A 16,223-nucleotide genomic window follows, 5' to 3' on the forward strand; every position below is an offset into this window, starting at 1 on the left:
TGAAGACCGAGAGGCCCTAGTTATAGCCGACGGGGTATCGCATAGCAAGAGCCTTGCCCCCACCGCCGTCAGTGATTCCACGCGCTTGTGATGCGCCCTTGGACCGCTTTGCCGAGAAAATGCGCAACGAGACCTTGACGTGCCGCAACCTGTTGCTGTCGAGTCAACCCGGCATGAATCCCTCTCCCCCATCGGGGGAGAGGGCCGCAGTTCGAGCTGAGGGGCGCAGCCACGAGGCGAGGGCTGAGTAGATCAGGGGGCAACCTCTCCAAGCGCACGATTCACGCAAGTACAATGGTACCGGGCTTGCGTGCCTGACTGAGGATGGCCTAGCATCGTGCCATGCCGCTCGTCGCTGCCTTTGCCTGCCCGCACACCCCGCAGCTGCTCGTGCGGCCCGAGACCGAGGACCGCGACATGGTCCTTCGCGTTCACGCCGCCTATGGCGAGGTCAAGCGGCTGCTCGAGGCCGCGCGTCCCGATGTCATCTGTGTGGTCGCCGGGGACCATGTCGAGGGCTTCTTCCTCACCTCCGTCCCTGCTCTCGCTGTCTACGTCGGGGCCTCCGTCTCGGGCAAGTTCGACCGCTATCGCTATACCTTCGACGTGCACGAGCCCCTCGCCCGCACCCTGCTCGAGCAAGGGATAGAGCGCGGCTTCGACCTGACGTACTCACAGGATCTCGCCCTCGACTATGCCTTCTTCGTGCCGCTGCACTTCACCATGCCCGAGCCGCGGGTGCCCATCGTCCCCCTCTTCGTCAATGTCTACCTCCCTCCCCAGCCGACGCCCGCCCGGTGCTACGCCTGGGGCCAGGCCGTGCGCGGCATCCTCGATGCGCGCCCCGAGCGCGTGGCCCTCATGGCCTCGGGCGGGCTCTCACACTTCCCCGGCACCGACCAGTACGGCTCGCCGGACTACGACTGGGACCGTCAGATGCTGGATCGGCTCGTGGCGGGACGCGGCAGCGAGACGGTCGCCCTCACCGCCGAAGAGCTGGACAAGGCCGGCAACGTCGAGTTCAGGACCTGGATCACGCTTCTGGGCGCCGTCGGTCCGGCCAAGGCTCGGGTCATCTGTTACGAGCCCTCCTGGCATCACGGCAATGCCACGGTGACGTGGCCGCTCGCATGAGCCTCCACTACACCTTCCCGCCCGCCTCGGGCTACCCGCTCAACCGCTGCCTCTACCAGCTCAAGTCAGACGACGCCTTCCGCGAGCGCTACCTGAAAGATCCCGACGCCACCCTGCGCGAGGCCGGCCTCGACCCCGAGCGGACCGCCGCCCTCCGCACTCTCGACCGCGACAAGCTGCTCGCCCTCGGCGCCCACGCCTACCTCGTCTTCATGGCCTCCCTGCGCCTCAAGATGGCCACGGCACCCCAGGCCTTCGAGAGGTTCTAGGCCCAGTGGCTTCAGCGCGGAAGACGAAGCGGGACATCACACCCCTCACGGTGCTCAAGGGTGCGGGCCCTTGTTGTGGGCTATGCGGGAAGAGGCGCGAGCTCACGCGAACCGCGTGCTGCGGGCAACGGATATGCGACGATCAGCACAAGTACGTCATGTTCTCGTACGCTCGCAACAGCTGTTTCCGGAACCACCATCGGTATACGCTCTGCGCCCACCATTCCGCCGAGAATCATCGCGGGGACTGGCGCGCGTGTCTGCGCTGCCGCGACGATTTCGAGACGGAGATGTACGTCTATTACGGCACGAACGAGTACAACTTCATCAAGCTCGACAATCCTCCGAGCTACGCGCCCACCCTCTGCAAGCAGTGCGGAGCAATCATCCGCCTCGCCGAGGACGCGTACGCTATGATGGGGAACGCCTACTACTGTGCGCGATGTCCTCCTCCGTCATGGCGACAGAAGCAGCCACGGCGGAAAAACAAGCAGCCGAGAAGACGGAAGTGAGCGGGCTAGAGCTCCGCCACATTCCCTGGAAGCCAGGACTCAAAGAAGTGTAAGGTGGATTTATGGGGCAGCCCATCATAACGTCCTCGCCGGAAATCCTCAGCGGTGCGCCCGTCTTCGCGGGCACCCGCGTGCCTGTTCAAGCGTTGATCGACTACCTCGAGGGCGGAGAAACCATCGATGACTTCTTGGCGGGGTTTCCGACCGTCAAGCGAGCACAGATCGTCGCGTTTCTCGAAGAGGCAGCCGCGCGAATGATCGCACAGGCGCCGTGAGGGTGCTTCTCGATGAGTGCGTCGATCGACGCCTCGCGGGAGACATCCTGGGCCACGATGTGAAGACGGTTCCGGAGATGGGCTTCGCGGCACTCAAGAACGGCGAGCTGCTGGCCCGAGCAGAAGACGAGTTCGACGCCTTCATCACCGTTGACCGAAATCTCCCATTCCAACAAGACGTCTCACGCTTTTCCTTCGCCGTGATCGTGTTGCGTGCTCCATCGAACCGCGTCACCGATCTGCGTCGCCTCGTGCCGCAGTTGCTCACCGCCTTGCCGGTGGCAAAGCGTGGCGAAGTCACATGGGTCGGCACCTAGCTTGACGTAAGTGAAAGGCGTGGGGGTCAGGTCTCACATTCATACATTTCCCCTCGGCCTCGGCTGCGGGGGGCGACCAGGTGCCTAGCCCTGATGTTGGATTGCAAGACCTGACGCCCGTGGTCCCTGCACCCCAGACCTTCGAAAGGTTCTAGGGGGGTGAAAGGTCCGGGCCGCTTGACCCACGTTATTCCCAGCAACCGCTCTTCGTCCGGTTCCGACCAGTGGTTCCGCATAGGAACGGGCGCGTCTGCCACACATCGCAGCATAGGGAGTAGAAATGCCGAGCTGATATTCGGTCCCGAGCCCAATCACCCAACGCCTGCTAGGCTGGTGGGCGCTGCGTCACGGTTTTTGGATAGTTCCGCCGAATTCACGTTAGGGGTACAAAGCGAGATCAACCCATGAGCATCTACGACGAGATCGGGAGCCGGCTCCGGTCGAGCGCGACGTGATCGTGAAGATCCAGCCGCCTTGGAACACACAGGTACCGTGGTAGAACAGTCCGTCCGGTGCGCTTGTCAGATCGGGGTCAGGTCTCACATTCATACATTTCCCGCCGGACTCAGGGGGGGATCGACCAGATGTCGAGGCCTGGTCTTGGATTGCAAGACCTGACCCCGACGAGCGGCGCCTAGCGCCTTGGTTCATGCGGCCGTGTTCGATTTCGATCTCACGCTCGCGGACTCCACCGCCGGTGCTGTGGAATGCGTCAGCTACGCCCTGCTCAAAATGGGGTTGCCGCCAGTTGATCGGACGGCAATTTGCAGCACGGTGGGGCTCTCACTGCCACGAATCTTCTACGCGCTCACCGGTGCCTCTGATCCTGCGAGCATGGGCGAGTTCTCTCACTGGTTTGTCGAGCGAGCCGACGAGGTGATGGCCGATCTCACCGTGATGTTCCCTCAAGTTCCGGGTACATTGGCGACGCTACGACGGTCGGGTATTCGCACCGCGATCGTCTCCACGAAGTTTCGTCGTCGAATCAAAGGCATTCTTGCTCGTGAGAAGCTCGCCGATGCCTTCGAACTGATTGTCGGCGGAGAGGACGTGGCTCAGCACAAGCCGGACCCGGAGGGATTGAACCGCGCACTGGCCGGGCTGAAGGTGACGGCCGCCGACTCGGTGTATGTGGGAGATCATCCAGTCGATGCTGAGGCCGCACAGCGTGCTGGCGTTCGTTTCATTGCCGTTCTGAGCGGAAGTTCACTGGTGAGTGACTTTGTCGAATATGAAGCCGCGGGTATTCTGTCATCGCTGGAGGAGCTACCACCGGTGTTGGATGGAATGTAGTTGCGCTTCGCCTTTCTGGTGTTCATGGGTCTGGACCTGGCCTTCGGCGGCGGCGTCGCGGAATCGTCGACGGCCCGGTCCGAGCCCGAGGTCGAGATCGTCGACGATCCCCGACCTTCTCTCTCGGCACGGATCGATCTCGGGCGCAGATTCGGCGAGGCTCCCTGCCCTTCGAAACCAGCGCGCAGGACGACTATCCGCGAGGCACTGCGCCCGGACGCGAAGAGAATCCTCATCCACCAGTACGACGCCACCGATTGGCGCGACCTCGAGACGTTGAGAGGCTACCTCAGACGCCTTCTGAACGCCGAGCCCGAAGGCGGGATGCTCTCTCCCGCCGTGTACTGGGCGGAGGCCCGCCCAGCCGAGATCTTCGCGTCCGTCGAGTTCGCGAACGGTCAGCGCCGACCGCTCCAGCTCGCAAACGGCTATGCTCATGTTCAGGACGCGTCAGGATGTGAGTGGTGGGCGCGATACCTGGGCCCCGATCGAAGCAAGTGGGTCGTGCGGCCTTGAAGTATTCTCCGTGCCCTGGGAGGCACGCCATGAGCATTCCGCGATTCCTTCGCGTGGTCGGCCTGGCGGCGCTGGTGATCGTGGCCGCCTCGCCCGCCCTCGGCCAGGCGCCCAGATCGGGCGGCTCGCTCACCTTGAGGCTGCGCGAGGACTTGCCGCAGGGCTTCGCGATCCACGAGAGCCCGACGATCTCCACCATGTGGCCGGCCATGCCGTGCCTCAGCAACCTGGTGCTCTTCGATCCGCTGAAGCCCACCCATAGCGTGGACAACCTCATCGGTGAGCTCGCCGAGCGCTGGTCGTGGCAGGAGAGCTATCGCAAGCTGGTCTTCTTTCTCCGCAAGGACGTGAGGTGGCACGACGGCAAGCCTTTCACCTCCAGGGACGTCAAGGCCACCTTCGACATGCTCCGGGAGGCGCTGGAGGCTCCCGCCAAGCTGCGGTTCAACCCGCGGAAGGAATGGTGGGCCAACGTCGAGGCGGTCGACGCCATCGATCCGCTCACCGTGGTGTTCCGGCTGAAGCGGCCCCAGCCCTCCCTGCTCCTCATGCTGGCCTCCGGATACACACCCATCTACGCCGCTCACGTGCCCGCGGCCAGCTACCGGGCGGGTTGCGTCGGCACGGGGCCCTTCAAGCTGAAGGACTGGCGCAAGGGCGAGTTCGTCGAGTACGTGAAGAACCCCGACTACTTCGTGAAGGGCCGGCCCTACCTGGACGGCCTGCGATATCTGATCATCGCGGAGCGCGGAACGGCCACGGCGGCCGTCCAGGCGGGGCGCGTGGATGCGACGTTCCCGGGCGAAACGGGGAAGGGCATCGCCGATCAGCTCAAGAAGGCCGTGCCCCAGCTCGTCATCACGACCGTGAATTCCAGCGTCCTCGATCATCTCATCCTCAATACGAGGAAGCCGCCGTTCGACAACGCCAAGGTGCGTCAGGCCGTCAACCGCGCCATCGACCGGCGGGCCCTCGCGGCTGCCGTCTACCAGGGAGGAGCCACCCTCGGCGCCTCCATGGTGCCCAGGCCCTACGGAGTGTGGGGCATGCTCGAGGCTGATCTGCGCGGGCTCGCCGGCTACGGCAATCCCAGCGAGGAGAAGGCCCAGGCCCGCAAGCTGCTCGGCGAGGCCGGATTCGGTCCCAGCAGTCCCCTGAAGCTCGAGATGGTCACCCGCAACCTCCCGGCCTTCGCCGACCTCAGCTCCTTCGTGATCGGCGAGCTCAAGCGCGTCGGCATCGAAGCCTCGCTGAGGCAGGTGGACTCATCCCAGTGGTATCCAATGCAGGCGCGCGGGGAGTTTCAGCTCGGCACGGATCGAAACGGTCTCGAGCCCGATGACCCCGATGCGAACTTCTACGAGCACTATGCCTGCGGATCGTCCCGGAACTATTCAGGCTATTGCGACGAGAGCCTCACCCAGCTCATCGACCGGCAATCTCAGGAGCTGGATGCCCGGAAGCGGCTCGCCCTGGTCAATGAGATCCAGCTGAAGCTGGAGCAGACGGCCGCCCGGCCGTCCCTCGTCTGGCGACTCGACTACTTCACGGTGTGGCCACACGTGAAGAACCTGGTGCCCCACCATTCGATCTACGGCTGGGGTCGCCTGCAGGAGGTGTGGCGCGACAAGTAGGTCACAACGCTCCGGTGAGGATCGCGACCACCCGGGGCACCGCGGCGTCCGCGCGCTCTTCGAGCTCGCGCCGCGTCAGGCTCCCGATGGGATGGGCGACGACCACAAAGGGGTAGAGCGGGTTCCCGCAGATCTCGGCCTGGGCCTTCACGCTCGAGACGAACTGCTCCGTGCAGATGACGGCGGTGGGTACGCCGCGCCGGTCCAACTCGATCCCGTCGTGCAAACTGCACGTGCTGCACGACCCTCAGTCGCCGATGGCGGTCACCACGACATCGCAGTCGCGGGCCAGGGCGTCGAGCATGGCGTCGTCGGCCACGCGGCTCGCGCTCGACTTCGTCATGGTCACCACGCTCTTGAGGCGATACCGCGCGGCCAGGCGCGCGCGCATGAGATCGAGCAGGTGGTCGCCGTTGACCTTGCTGTTGCTCAGCAGGCCGAGCACCTTGCCGTCGAGGTCGCCCACCCGCTTGGCCAGGCTGCTCTCGGCGTGGTCGGCGGCGATGGTCGGATCGAGGATCTTGATGGTCATGGTCGAACCTCCCGTGTGACAGCCAGCGAGTTTCGATAACGGCTCCAGGACGGGATGAACGCGGAGTGGCCGCCCGCCCCGCCGCCCGCCACCACGATATGGATGTCGTCGGGCCCCTGGCCACGGTGGACCCACTGCGTCTCGTCGCCCGGCTCGATGGCCCCCGCCAGCTTGCCTCCCCGCTTGAGATCGGCGCGCGTGCGTCGCGCCCTCGCGTACAGATCCTCCTTGAGGCGCGCCTTCGTCCAGCCGTCCCGCGCGAGGATCTGGACGTGCTCGGGAGCCAGGACGAGGAACGATTGGCCCGGACTGAAGCTGCCCAGGCTCGCCATGGTGTCGCCGAGGGTGACGAGGATCGCCTCGGCCGTCTCCCCGTAGTGGCTGAGCACGTTGTGCGGTCCCTCGGCGGCAAAGACGGTGACCGTACTCGCCTCGCGCGCGAATCCCCGCTCCACATGAAGCGGCTCCCAGGGATTCTCTTCCTCGTTGTCCGCGATGCAGTAGCTGTACTTGCCGGGATGGCCCTGCGTGGACTTGTCGAGGACCCCGGGCTGGGCGCCCAGGCAATTGAGCGTGATGAGCCGGATGGCGCGGCCCACCGTCGCGTTGGCTCGCCAGCCCGGGCCGAAGACGTTCGCCCCGCTGTTGAACTCGAGGCGCCGTCTGATGGGGCCGTTGACCACGACGAGCGTGGCCGAGCCTCCCGTGCTCGTGATGGCCCCGTGCAGCGTGAAGGCGGGATCCCCCATGGCCTCGAGGGCGGCCAGGAGCACGGGCATGTACTCGGGCCGGCATCCCGCCAGGACGGCGTTGATGGCCACCTTCTCGGCGGTGATCGTGCGACGCCGAACCGGCTCGGTGATCACCACGTCGCCGGGCTGGCGGCCGGCGGCTTCGAGAAATCGCCACACCGCGTCCTCGGTCGCCGGCACCACGGGAAGCCCGTCGGTCCACCCGCGCTCGAAGTACGTCTCGACGCCCTCGACCCAGGTGGCGACCGGCTGCTCGGCGGCGGTCAGCTTTGCGGGGAGCGCCATCACTTGAACTGCTTCACGATCCTCTTCGCCATGAGGTCGATCTGCTTCGGATCGTCCGTGACGGGGCCGAGCACGAGGTACTGGAGGCCCGCCCTGCGCAGATCCTCGATGCGCGCGTTGAGGCGCTCGGGGCTGCCGATCATGTAGCACTCCTGCAGGTGCTGGTAGCTCCGGTGGGTGCCCATGGTCCGGATGAACGGCGCCTTCGACTTTTCCTTGGCTTTCTCGTCACTTGCGGTGTCTACCATGTGAATGAAGTTGCAGTGCCCGAAGGTGATCTTCTTGGGGTCTTTGCCCTTCACCTTTGCATGCTCCTGTAGGAGCCCCCAGTCGCGCTTGACCCACTCCTGCGTCCCCGAGCAGCGGGAAAGCCAGTTGCCCGCCTTGACGATCCGGTCCATGACGGTGGTGGCAATGACGGGCACGTCGTGCTCGCCGGGGTCGGGCACGCGCGAGCCGCCGGAGACCCAGATCTGCGGCATCCTGGGCGGACGCGGCTCTATCGTCACGTCGTTGAACTGGTAGTGCTTGCCGGAGAAGGACGCATTGGGCTTGGTCAGGAGCAGCGTGACCGCCTCGATGATCTCGTCGGTCCGCTTGCCGCGCTCCTCGATGCGGGAGCCCGTGACCTCGTACTCTCTCGCGTACCAGCCGGGCCCTACGCCGAAGACATAGCGGTTCTGGGAGAGATGGCAGAGGGTCGAGATCTCCTTGGCGAGGACGACGGGGTGCCGCACGGGAAGGACCAGGATGCCCGTGGCGACCTTGACCTTGCGGGTGAGGGCGGCGGCATAGGCGAGCATGCTGAGCGGCTCGAGCCACGCATTGCCGTACAGCCCCGGCGCCGAGAGGAGATGATCGATGACCCAGACGTCGATGCCGTACTTCTCGCACTTCTCGATCGACTCGCGGATGCGCTTGACGTTCTTGGGATCGCTCTGGCCGCCGCTCCACGCATAGGTGGGGATCCAGGCGCCAAACTTGAGCTTCGCCATCCTGCACGTCCTCCGTCGAAGGGGCGTCTGAGGCTCTTGAGTGACGGCTAGTGTACTCGAAGGCCGGCCGCCGCGCGGGCGCGAGAGCTACTGACCGGTCTGAACGTCCCAGTCGATCGTCGCGATGCGCACGCGGTAGCGGGCGGCCCCCACGGGCATGGTGACGCAGAACGGGACACCGCCGAGGGCGGAGATGTCGCGCGGACCCGAGGCGTCGCGCGCGTTGAGCAGCCGGCCGTTGCCGTCGAACCCCTCGACCGTGATGCGGATATTGCGCCCCGACATTCGTCGCTGGTTGAAGACATTGCCGCAGACTGCCGTATAGTCGCGGGTCTGGGGCTCCACGGTCCAGGACAGCTTCAGGTCTCCATCGGAGCCGCCGCTCGTCTCGGCGCCATGGCCCACGGCCGGAAACAGGAGGCAAGCGACCGCGAGCGCCGCCAGACGTCGTCCAAGCATGTGCCGTGGCCTCTCGAAAGGAAAAGTGAGGAGTGCCGGTCGACCGCTCACCCGAGAGCCTGCCGTGCTGCCGCAGCCGCCGCCCCGCGCGCCTCGATGGACGCGGGCTTCAAGCTCACGGTCACCCGCAGCGCCCGGAGGCCCGAGACGCCCTGGAGCTCCTCGAGCTCGAGTCGCTCCACCTCGCGCTCGAGGGAGCCGAGGGACTGAAGGTAGGCGATGTAGTCGCCATACTCGGCGGCCTCCGTTTCTTGAGAATAGATGATGGCGATCTTCCCCGGCTGCGTCACCCGCTCGGTGGTCCCACGCACCACGGCCTTGTCGATCCGCTTCTTCATGATCTCGTAGCGGACATTGTAGGCGCCGTCGACGTCGAAGCGCTTCTCGTCGAAGCGGAAGCGGATGGACAGGGGCGCATGCTGGACGAGGATGAGGCTGGTCGTCTCGAGCGGCTCGGCCAGACGGGGCTTGATGCGCTCGACCTCCAGGGCGATGCCGCAGGCGACCATGAGCTGCCAGAGCCGCAGGTTCTTGAGGTGCAGCGGCGTGAAGCCGCCATCCTCGACGAGCGAGGCCCCCGCATAGATGCTGTAGTCCACGCCGTCGGTGCGCTGCTTCTCGAAGTAGTGCGGGGCGAGGATCTGGGCGGCCTGCTCCTCGGCGTCCAGATAGCTCGCGATCGTGTCGTTGATGAGGGTGAGGCTCTCTTCGAAGGCCCGCCGGCGCGTGCCCACCGCGCCCAGCTGGGGGTCGAGGGCGCGACGATAGGCCTCGATGCGCTCTCGCACGTCCGGCCCCAGGCTCTCCAGGTGGCCGAAGAGCTCCTCGACCTCGCGACGCAGGAAGGCGATCAGCCCGACTTCGTCTCCGCTCCGCAGCGAGACTTCGACGTCGGTGGCGTAGCGTTCGATCTTGTAGCCAATCTGATCGAGGATGGGCATGGGGCGGGTCCGATGGGCGGCCTGGAGGATCTCGCGGGCCAGGCCGAGCTGAGCCAGGAGATCGCCCTGGATGGCCCAGGCGCGATGGGTCGACGAGCCCCGGATATCCGCGAGCGCGTAGAGCGGATACACCTCGCGGAAGACGATGGGCTCGATCTGGCCGGCCGGCGCCTCCCCGGTGGCGGCCGGACGATCCAGGCCATTGAGGACGGCCTGACGGAAGCGCCACTCGACCACCGGATGGATGGCCGTGCAGTTCTCCTTGATGATGGCCTGGACGCGGTTGTTCAGCTCGTCCATGCTGCGCTTCACCGCCATGGCGAAGAGCGGAAGGATCTGCTGCAGGTGGGGCATGAGGGTCAGGTTCAGCGATCCGGGCTTCGGCGAGACCAGCTTGAGGCTGCCGATGAGGGCGTCCTGATAGATGAGAGGCGCCACCACGAGGCTCCGGTAGCCCAGGGCGAGTAAGCCGTCCTCGGTGCGTGACCGCTTCGGATAGGCCTCCAGATCCTCGACGAACAGGGGCCGGCGCTCCTGGGCGGCCCGCTCGTAGATGGAGCCGGCGAAGTCGCTCACCCGATGATGCGTCGACCCGGCGAAGATACAACCGTGCGCATCCCGGGAGCCGAAGTTGAGGGTCAGGATGCGATCGCCCTCGATGGCGGCGAGACCCAGATCGATCTCGGGGCGCCGCAGGAGCGCGCGGACCTTGTCTTGCAATCCCCTGAATCGCTCGGTCGAGACGATGGACTCCTTGTCGATGAGCTCCCGCTCGATGGCGGACAGCACCTCTTGCTCGGTCACCTCGACGGCCTTGATGATGGAGAAGCCGCGGATGACGAACCGGTCTGGCGGCAGCACCTCCAGGAGGGCGGACGGGTCCAGGATTCCCGCGCCCAGACGCTTCCGGAGCGCCTCGCTGAGCACCGGGGGCTCACCCATCACGTCCACGTCGAGAAAACGCCGATTCACGAGGAATTTGAAATACCGGTCGAGCCCCGTGTCGGGATCCGTCACGCTGGACACCCAGGGATACTCGACGCCGACATCGATGCCGTACACCCGGAGCAGGATGAGGGAATAAGCGTGGAGGAGCCGGACGTGGACGAGGAGAGAGGGGTCGACGTCCACTCGCGCCTGGACGAAGCCGTCGCCTCCGGTCAGGAGGCGGGTGAAGCCGGGCGTGGCGAAGAAGGTCTGCAGCCGGAATGGGAGAAGGGCCGCGGCATAGCCGTCGTCCTCGGCCGCGGGCGAGAACACCGCGACCATGAGCGCGCGGAGCAGATCGTCGTGGGCCCGGACGGCGGTCAGATCGGTGACGGGGCCGGCGAGCTCGGGCGCCTGGGCGACCTGGTCGAGCACGGTCCGAGCAACCGAAGCCAGCACGGAGCAGCCTTCGGCGACCTCGTGCTGCCAGTATCGGATGAGCGGGGCCAGGCTGAGCTCCGTACGGAATGGGAACTCGTCAACCTTGGTGGTGACGCTGACTTGAGCGCCCGCGGGCACGTGAACCTCGCTCATGGCGGCACCTAGTGTAACACCGCGGCCGCTGGGTCTCGAATGCGGGCCGCCGGCCGAGTCAGGGTGGGGGGACGGCGCCCGTCTGGTCCACGATCAAGCGGTAGTGCTCCGGCCTCCGGTGGCGCGCGAAATTGAAGACGGTCTCCTTGTAGGAGCGCGTGAGGTCGAGGTCACAGCGGGCCACGCAGAGCTCGTCCTCGAGCGTCGTGCACATGGCGACCGTCTCGCCGGAGGGCGCGATGATCTGGCTCTGCCCGATCATGTCGCAGCCCTCTTCCCGGCCGCACTTGGCCACGCCCACCACCCACGTGCCGTTCTGGTAGGCGCCGGCCCGCATGACGAGCTGATTGTGGAAGTTGCCGAGAAGATCGTGCTCGGGCGCGGGCGGGTGGTGCGCGGGCGTGTTGTAGCCCAGGAGGATCATCTCCACGCCCTGGAGGCCCATGACGCGGTAGGTCTCGGGCCAGCGCCGGTCATTGCAGATGCACATGCCCATGAGCCCGCCGAAAGCGCGCCACACGCCCCAGCCGAGGTCACCCACCTGGAAGTAGCGCTTCTCCAGGTGCTGGAATGCCCGCCACGGCTCGTGCTCGGCATGACCGGGCAAGTGGATCTTCCGGTACTTGCCCACCATGCGTCCCGCGGCATCCACCAGGATCGAGGTATTGAAGCGGCGCGTGGCCCCACCCTCGACCGCGAGCTCCGCATAGCCGAGGCAGAAGCCCAGGCCCAGGCGCTGGGCCTCCTCGAAGAGCGGACGCGTCTCCCGCCCCGGCATCTCGCGCTCGAAGAAGGCGTCGATCTCGGCCTGGTCCTCCATCCACCAGCGCGGGAAGAAGGTGGTCAGGGCGAGCTCGGGGAAAACCACGAGGTCGCAGCCGTGAGTCTTGGCGCGCTGGAGAAGCTCGATCAGCCGCTTGACGACCTGTGGCCGGCCGTCGGCTCGCTGGATGGGCCCGAGCTGGGCCGCGCCGACCGTGACGATTCTAGAGATCGCTTCTCTCCTTAATTCTCTCTCCCTGACAGGGAGAGGGCCGGGGTGAGGGTCGATCCATTTCACCGCCCCCTTATCTACTCAGCCCTCGCCTCGTCGCTCGAGGCGAGCGTCTCGGCTCGAACTGCGGCCCTCTCCCCCGATGGGGGAGAGGGATACCTATTAGTATTGCCCGGCGCCGCGAGCGCCCAGGCTGTCGCTGACGCCGTCGCTGCCCACACCGGCCTTCTGGTAGTGGGCGGCCGCCGCCGCCACGCCTGCCCCCATGGGCAGGGCAAACCCTTCCGCGGCCAGCGATGCCTCGAGAGCGGCCAGGCCCAGGAGGATATTCTGCCGCTGCGCGGAATAGCCCATGGTCCCGATACGCCAGATCTTGCCCTGGAGCGGGCCGAAGGCCGCGCCGATCTCGACGCCAAAATCCTGGATCATCCGCTGCCGCACGCGAAGCTCGTCCACCCCATCGGGCACGATGACCGGCGTGATGAAGGGCAGCCGGCGGCTCTCGGGCTCGGAGCCGAAGAGGCGCAGGCCCATGACGTCGAGTCCTGCGCGAAGGGCCGCGCCGTGAAGCCGGTGGCGTTCGAAGCGGGCCTCGAGTCCTTCGACCAGGCAGGCGCGGAGGCCCTCGCGGAGGCCGAAGACCATGGAGGTCGGCGCCGTGTGGTGGTTGTAGCGCGCGGGGCTCCAGTAGCGCTGCAGCTGCTGGAGGTCGAGATAGTTGCTGCGAATCCGGCGAAGGCGCTTCTCGAGCACCGCCTCCGCGCGCGCATTGTAGGTGATGGGCGCGAGGCCAGAGGGGCACGAGAGGCACTTCTGGGTGCCCGCGACGACGACGTCCGCCCCCCATCGGTCCGTCGCCACCTCGCAGCCGCCGAGCGTCACCACGGCGTCGGTCATGAGGAGCGCGTCATGGGCATGAGCCAGGCGCGCCAGCTCTTCGAGCGGCTGGAGCACGCCCGTCGAGGTCTCGCCGTGAACCACCGCGACCATGCGCGTGGGGCCGCCCGCGAGGGCCTTTCCAACCGCTTCGGCCTCGACCAGACGCCCCCATTCGGCGCGAACGGGCACCACGGTCGCGCCGCAACGCTCGGCGATCTCGATCATGAGAAGGCCGAAGCGCCCGCACTCGGCGATGACCACGCGGTCGCCGGGCTCCAGGAAAGAGACCATGGCCGCCTCGAGGCCGGCGCGTCCGGTGCCGGGCACGGGAAAGGCACGCTCGTTCTGCGTCTGGAAGACGGCCCGCAAAAGCTCCATGACCTCGTTCATCACCGCGATGAATTCCGGATCGAACTGGCCGAGGAGGGGCGTGCCCATGGCGCGGAGCACGCGGGGATCCGCCATGGTGGGGCCGGGCCCGAGCAAGATGCGGGCGCCGGGAGCGAGGTCGCCGGGGACCTTGTCCACGACCTGCGCGCTAGCTCGTGAGCCTGAGCAGGTTGTAGACTTTCACCGGCCGGCTGAGGCCTTTCAGCGTTATCTCCCCCACCGGCTCGGCCTCGGCGATTCCTTCCACCGCCGTCAACACGCGCTGCTGGAGCAGGATCTGGCCGGGCTTGGCCTCGGAGCAGAGGCGGGCCGAGAGATTGGTGACGGTGCCGATGGCGCCGTAGTCCACGCGCCCCTCGAAGCCGATGGCGCCGATGGTGGCATAGCCGTGCGCGATGCCGAGCCCGAAGTCGAGGTCGAAGCCCGCCTTCTTCCATCCCACGGCAAGCTCGGCCACCCGCTCGCGCATGGCCGAGGCCATGCGTACCGCGCGCTCTGCAGGATTCGGCACCGGCACCGGGTCATTGAAGAAGATCATCATGCCGTCGCCCGTGAAGCGCTCGAGCGTCCCCTCCGCGGCCAGGATCAGCTGGCCCATGGCGGCGTGGTACTCGCGCAGCACCGACATGACCTCCTCGGGCTCGGAGGTCTCGGCGAAGGCCGTGAAGCCGCGGAGGTCGAGGAAGACCACGGTGATCTCGCGCCGGTGGCTCTTGAGCGGATCCTCCGCGCTGCCGGAGACGATCATCTCGGCGAGCTGGGGCGAGAAGAAGCGCTTGAGCTTGCCCAGGCGATCGAGCTGGCCGACCTGTTCGGCCACTCGGGCCTCCAGCGTGCGATTGAGGAGGGCCAGCTCGTCCCACAGCTGCTTGATCCTGAGGAGGGAGCGAACCCGCGCGAGGAGCTCCGGCTGATTGATGGGCTTGGTCAGGAAGTCGTCGGCCCCCGCCTCTATCCCCTTGACGCGCTCCTCGCCGGGATCGAGCGCCGTCACCATGACCACGGGCAGCCGTGTGGTGTCGGGGCCATTGCGGATGGCGCGACAGACTTCGTATCCGCTCATCTCCGGCATGACGACGTCGAGGAGGACGAGATCAGGCGGCTCGGAGACGACCTTTTCGAGCGCTTCCTTGCCCGAGGAGGCCGTGCTCACCACGTAGCCGCGGGCGCTCAGAACATCGGCCAGGAGCTTGACGTTGTGCGGCGTGTCGTCGACGACGAGGATGCGCGCGGGCTCGCTCATGGCTGCCTGAGGAGCGTATCGACCGCTTCGAGGAAGCTCTTCACGTTGATGGGCTTGCTCTGATAGCCGTCGAAACCCGCCGCGAGGATGTTCTGTCTGTCCTGGGTCATGGCGGAGGCGGTCACGGCCATCACGCGCATGCCGCGGGTGGCGGGGTTCTCACGCAGCCGCTTGAGCGCCGTGATGCCGTCAATGCCGGGCAACTGGATGTCCATCAGGACCAGCGCGGGCTGCCGCGTCCGAGCGAGCTCCACCCCCTCCTCTCCGGTCTCCGTCTCGATGGTTTCATAGCCTTTGAACTGGAGCACGTCGCGAACGAGCCGGCGGTTCTTCTCATTGTCCTCGATGATCAAGATGAGCTCACCGGCCATGGGCGCTCACCGGCAGCGTGAAGGTGAACGTCGACCCCTGGCCCGGCTCGCTCTGCACCCAGAGCTTGCCCCCGTGCAGCTCAACGAGCCGCCGGGCGAGGGCCAGGCCCAGCCCCGTGCCCTCGCGCTTGCGCGCGTAGTCGGTGCCGACCTGTCTGAACTCCTCGAAGATGGCCTCCTGGTCTTCCTGGGCGATACCCACGCCGGTGTCGGCCACTGATACCTCCGCCATGCCGTCCTTGAGATGGGCGGCGATGGAGATCTTGCCGCCTTCGGGAGTGAACTTCACCGCATTCGAAAGCAGGTTCAGGAGCACTTGCTTGACCTTCCGCTCCTCTCCCTTCACCTCGCCCAGGCGCGGATCCACCGTCACCTCGAGCTTCAGCCCGTGCCGTGCCGCGCGCTCCCTGATCAGGGTGAGGGCATTGTCGAGCGCCCCCGGTAGGTCGAAGGGTTGCGCCTCGAGCTCCATGCGACCCGCCTCGATCTTGGACAAATCGAGGATGTCGTTGATGAGGGAGAGCAGATGCTTCCCGGACGACAGGATGTCGGTGAGGTATTCCTCCTGCTTGGGGTTGACCTCACCGAACATGCGCTCGAGGAGAACCTCGGAGAAGCCGATCACCGCATTGAGCGGCGTCCGGAGCTCATGCGACATATTGGCGAGGAATTCGCTCTTGTGCCGATTGGCGATCTCCAGCTGCTGCGTCTTGTCCTGGATCTCGTTGAACAGCCGCGTATTCTCGACGGCGATCACCGCCTGGTCGGCAAAGGTCTTCAGCAGCTCGACCTGTTTGTCCGGAAACAGCATCGTCCGCGCCGCCGCCACCGTGATCGTTCCGATGGGCTGTCCGTCCCGCAGCATGGGCACGGAGAGGATGCTTCGGAACTTCGCGACATCGGCGAGGCCG

18 protein-coding genes are annotated in these 16,223 nt (G+C 66.2%); 7 read left to right on the forward strand and 11 right to left on the reverse strand.

Going from position 1 to position 16,223, the window contains the following annotated elements:
- Positions 1-342 precede the first annotated feature (342 nt).
- From VGT00_20660 to VGT00_20690, 7 genes are all read left to right on the forward strand, one after another.
- Positions 343-1,134, forward strand: a complete 792-nt coding sequence (locus tag VGT00_20660) for a hypothetical protein (GenBank protein ID HEV8533843.1) — start codon at positions 343-345, stop codon at positions 1,132-1,134.
- Positions 1,131-1,403: a hypothetical protein gene (locus tag VGT00_20665; protein HEV8533844.1), complete on the forward strand. Its 273-nt coding sequence runs from the start codon at positions 1,131-1,133 to the stop codon at positions 1,401-1,403. The genes VGT00_20660 and VGT00_20665 overlap by 4 nt, the downstream gene beginning before the upstream one ends.
- 574 nt (positions 1,404-1,977) lie before the next feature.
- Entirely contained in the window at positions 1,978-2,190 is a 213-nt protein-coding gene (locus tag VGT00_20670) for a DUF433 domain-containing protein (GenBank protein ID HEV8533845.1), read from the forward strand.
- The gene (locus tag VGT00_20675; GenBank protein ID HEV8533846.1) at positions 2,187-2,507 is read left to right on the forward strand and encodes a DUF5615 family PIN-like protein; all 321 of its coding nucleotides are present in this window, start codon (positions 2,187-2,189) and stop codon (positions 2,505-2,507) included. Before VGT00_20670 ends, VGT00_20675 begins: the two co-directional genes overlap by 4 nt.
- 657 nt (positions 2,508-3,164) lie before the next feature.
- Positions 3,165-3,800, forward strand: a complete 636-nt coding sequence (locus VGT00_20680; protein HEV8533847.1) for an HAD-IA family hydrolase — start codon at positions 3,165-3,167, stop codon at positions 3,798-3,800.
- Positions 3,801-4,316 (forward strand): hypothetical protein, encoded by a 516-nt coding sequence (locus tag VGT00_20685; protein ID HEV8533848.1) that lies wholly within the window; start codon positions 3,801-3,803, stop codon positions 4,314-4,316.
- 29 nt (positions 4,317-4,345) lie between these two features.
- On the forward strand, positions 4,346-5,950 hold the full coding sequence (locus tag VGT00_20690; GenBank protein HEV8533849.1) for an ABC transporter substrate-binding protein: 1,605 nt from the start codon (positions 4,346-4,348) through the stop codon (positions 5,948-5,950).
- Between the two features lies 1 nt (position 5,951).
- On the opposite strand, the gene VGT00_20695 is transcribed toward VGT00_20690, so the two are convergent.
- The 11 genes from VGT00_20695 to VGT00_20745 all read right to left on the reverse strand — a co-directional run.
- Positions 5,952-6,158: a hypothetical protein gene (locus VGT00_20695; protein ID HEV8533850.1), complete on the reverse strand. Its 207-nt coding sequence runs from the start codon at positions 6,156-6,158 to the stop codon at positions 5,952-5,954.
- 39 nt (positions 6,159-6,197) lie between these two features.
- Positions 6,198-6,482, reverse strand: coding sequence for a hypothetical protein (locus VGT00_20700; GenBank protein HEV8533851.1), 285 nt, complete (start codon positions 6,480-6,482; stop codon positions 6,198-6,200).
- Positions 6,479-7,519, reverse strand: coding sequence for a hypothetical protein (locus tag VGT00_20705; protein ID HEV8533852.1), 1,041 nt, complete (start codon positions 7,517-7,519; stop codon positions 6,479-6,481). The genes VGT00_20700 and VGT00_20705 overlap by 4 nt, the downstream gene beginning before the upstream one ends.
- Positions 7,519-8,514: an LLM class flavin-dependent oxidoreductase gene (locus VGT00_20710; protein HEV8533853.1), complete on the reverse strand. Its 996-nt coding sequence runs from the start codon at positions 8,512-8,514 to the stop codon at positions 7,519-7,521. The genes VGT00_20705 and VGT00_20710 overlap by 1 nt, the downstream gene beginning before the upstream one ends.
- Positions 8,515-8,601: 87 nt before the next feature.
- Positions 8,602-8,973: a hypothetical protein gene (locus VGT00_20715; protein HEV8533854.1), complete on the reverse strand. Its 372-nt coding sequence runs from the start codon at positions 8,971-8,973 to the stop codon at positions 8,602-8,604.
- Positions 8,974-9,020: 47 nt separating this feature from the next.
- Complete coding sequence (locus VGT00_20720; protein HEV8533855.1) at positions 9,021-11,435, reverse strand: GAF domain-containing protein; 2,415 nt, start codon at positions 11,433-11,435, stop codon at positions 9,021-9,023.
- A 58-nt stretch (positions 11,436-11,493) separates the two neighbouring features.
- On the reverse strand, positions 11,494-12,429 hold the full coding sequence (locus tag VGT00_20725; protein ID HEV8533856.1) for an N-carbamoyl-D-amino-acid hydrolase: 936 nt from the start codon (positions 12,427-12,429) through the stop codon (positions 11,494-11,496).
- Between the two features lie 162 nt (positions 12,430-12,591).
- Positions 12,592-13,836, reverse strand: coding sequence for an alanine--glyoxylate aminotransferase family protein (locus VGT00_20730; GenBank protein HEV8533857.1), 1,245 nt, complete (start codon positions 13,834-13,836; stop codon positions 12,592-12,594).
- A 10-nt stretch (positions 13,837-13,846) separates the two neighbouring features.
- Positions 13,847-14,941 (reverse strand): response regulator, encoded by a 1,095-nt coding sequence (locus VGT00_20735; GenBank protein ID HEV8533858.1) that lies wholly within the window; start codon positions 14,939-14,941, stop codon positions 13,847-13,849.
- Entirely contained in the window at positions 14,938-15,312 is a 375-nt protein-coding gene (locus VGT00_20740) for a response regulator (GenBank protein HEV8533859.1), read from the reverse strand. Before VGT00_20740 ends, VGT00_20735 begins: the two co-directional genes overlap by 4 nt.
- Positions 15,302-16,223, reverse strand: a 922-nt coding sequence (locus VGT00_20745; protein HEV8533860.1) for an ATP-binding protein, incomplete at its 5' end; no start/stop codon positions are given. The genes VGT00_20745 and VGT00_20740, both read right to left, overlap by 11 nt.

It is taken from the genome of Candidatus Methylomirabilota bacterium (genome assembly GCA_036002485.1).
Lineage (GTDB): Bacteria > Methylomirabilota > Methylomirabilia > Rokubacteriales > CSP1-6 > AR37.